The sequence below is a fragment of the Streptomyces sp. NPDC031210 genome (assembly GCF_055570395.1).
This window is the reverse complement of the sequence record NZ_JBVIHH010000038.1, coordinates 1-2,844: the sequence shown is the minus strand read 5'-3', so window position 1 is coordinate 2,844 and position 2,844 is coordinate 1. Positions and strand designations below refer to the sequence as shown.

At 69.8% G+C, this 2,844-nt stretch carries 1 protein-coding gene; it reads right to left on the bottom strand.

Annotated elements, in window-relative coordinates; genetic code table 11:
• The coding region (locus ACZ45Z_RS33225; protein ID WP_468370606.1) for a type I polyketide synthase at window positions 1–2,844 on the bottom strand (2,844 nt) is incomplete at both ends.

Here is a 2,844-nt window from a genome sequence, read left to right as displayed (position 1 = left end):
TCAAAAACCCCACACACCTCATCCACAGCCGCAGCAAAAACCGGAAACGCCCCATACAAAACACGCCCCATACCCACCCGCTGCGAACCCTGACCGGAAAACAAAAACCCAACCCGACCAGGACCACCGGCAACTTGGCCCTCGACCACGCCGGCCGCTGTCTCGCCCTGAGAAACCGCTTCCAGGGCGTCAAGCAAACCGGGCCGGTCCGACGCGAGGACGACCGCGCGGTTCTCCATCGCGGCCCGCCCCGTCGCCAGGGAGAACGCCACATCGGCCGGTTCCAGTTCGGGCCGGGCCGCCACGTGGGACCGCAGCCGCTCCGCCTGCGCCCGCAACGCACCGGCACTGCGACCGGAGACCATCCACGGCACGACGCCCGGAACACCCGCCGTCCGCCGCTCCAACTCCCCCGCCTCAACGACGGGGGCCTGCTCGATGATCGCGTGCGCGTTCGTGCCACTCACACCGAACGACGACACACCCGCACGCCGCACCCGACCCGCATCCGAAGGCCAATCCCGCTCCTCCGTCAGCAACTCCACCGCACCCGCCGACCAATCCACATGCCGCGACGGCTCATCCACATGCAACGTCCGCGGCAACACACCATGCCGCATCGCCATCACCATCTTGATGACACCACCGACACCCGCAGCCGCCTGCGTATGCCCCACATTCGACTTCAACGACCCCAACCACAAAGGCCGCCCGCCATCCCGACCCTGCCCATACGTCGCCAACAACGCCTGCGCCTCGATCGGATCACCCAGCCGCGTCCCCGTACCGTGCGCCTCCACCACATCCACCTGGTCCGGGGTGAGGCGGGCCTGGGCGAGGGCCTGGCGGATGACGCGCTCCTGCGACGGGCCATTGGGGGCGGTCAGGCCGTTGCTCGCACCGTCCTGGTTCACCGCCGTGCCACGCACCACGGCCAGCACCTCATGGCCGTTACGGCGGGCGTCCGACAACCGCTCCAGAACCAGCACGCCGACACCCTCGCCCCAACCGGTGCCGTCCGCACCGGCCGCGAACGCCTTGCACCGACCATCCGCCGCCAGCCCCCGCTGACGACTGAACTCCACGAATGTTCCCGGTGTGGACATGACGGTCGCGCCGCCGGCCAGGGCCAGGGTGCATTCACCCTGACGCAGGGCCTGCGCCGCCATGTGCAGCGCCACCAGCGACGACGAGCACGCGGTGTCCACCGTCACCGCCGGGCCCTCCAGCCCGAACGTGTAGGACAGCCGACCCGAGACCACGCTCGCGGCGGTGCCGGTGAGCAGGTAGCCCTCGAACTCCTCCGGCGCCTCACTCATCCGAGGCCCGTAGTCGTCCTGCGACACCACGCCCATGAAGACCCCGGACCGGCTGCCGCGCAGGGCTTCCGGATTGATTCCGGCGCGCTCGAACGCCTCCCACGACGTCTCCAGCAGCAGCCTCTGCTGCGGGTCCATCGCCAGCGCCTCACGCGGCGAGATCCCGAAGAACGCAGGGTCGAACTCGGCGGCACCGTAAAGGAAGCCGCCCTCACGCACATACGACGTCCCCGCGTGATCCGGATCCGCGTCATACAGCGACTCGACATCCCAACCACGATCCGCCGGGAACACCGAAACAGCATCACCACCCTCGGCCACCAGCCGCCACAGCTCCTCCGGCGAACCCACCCCACCCGGAAAACGACACGCCATCGACACAATGACGATCGGGTCGTCATCGACGGCAGGCAGCGCGGCAACCGGGGCCGCCGGCGCGGTCTCCGACCGCGCCACGGCCGCGCCGGACATTTCGCCGTACAGGTGGCGCGCCAGTGCCTTGGGAGTCGGGTAGTTGAAGACCAGGGTCGGGGCCAGTCGCAGACCCGTCTCCGTCTTGAGTCGGTTGCGGAGTTCGACCGCCGTCAGCGAATCAAAGCCGATGTCCTTGAACGCCTGGGTCTCTCCCACCGCGTCGGCCGACGCGTGCCCCAACACGGCCGCGGCCTGGTTGCGGACAAGCTCCAGCAGCAGGTGCTCCGCCTCGGCCGCGGACCGGCCCGCCAGTCGCTGCGCCAGCGACGAGGTCGCGCCCTCGCCCTCCCCTCCCACGGGGGGCGCAGTAGCAGTCCGAGACGTGCGTACGTCCGGCAGGTCGGCGATGAGGAGGCTGGGCCGGGCCGCGGTGAACGAGGGCACGAAGCGCTCCCAGTCCACGTCCGCGACCATCACGGCAGCCTCGCCACTCCCCACCGCCTGCGCCATCGCGTCCAGTGCCAGGTCGGCATCGAGGCCGGGAAGTCCGCGCCTGCGCAGCTCCTCTCCGACCGCGCCCCCGGCTACACCGCCCGCGTTCCACGGACCCCAGGCCAGGGATGTCGCGGGCAGACCGAGGTCGTGACGCTGCTGCGCCAGAGCGTCCAAAGCGGCATTGGCCGCGGCGAAGTTCCCCTGTCCCGCACGTCCGAGAGTGCCGACGACGGAGGAGAAGAGGACAAAGGCGTCAAGGTCGAGGTCCAGATCACGGGTCAGCTCGTCCAGGACCGCCGCCGCATCGGCTTTCGCCCGCAGCACACCCGCCACCCGCTCCGGCGACAAGCCCTCCAACACCCCGTCGTCCAGCACACCCGCCGTATGCACCACCGCCGACAGACCCGGCAACGACCCCAACAAAGCCCCAACCGCCTCACGATCCGCCACATCACAAGCGGCAACGCTCAGCTCCACCCCCAATCCACCGAACTCCGCCTCCAGGGATTCCAGACCCGCCGCATCGGCACCCCGCCGACTCGCCAACACCACACGCTCGGCCCCCCGCCGCGCAGCCCACAACGCCACCCGACGACCCAACGCACCCGTACCACCC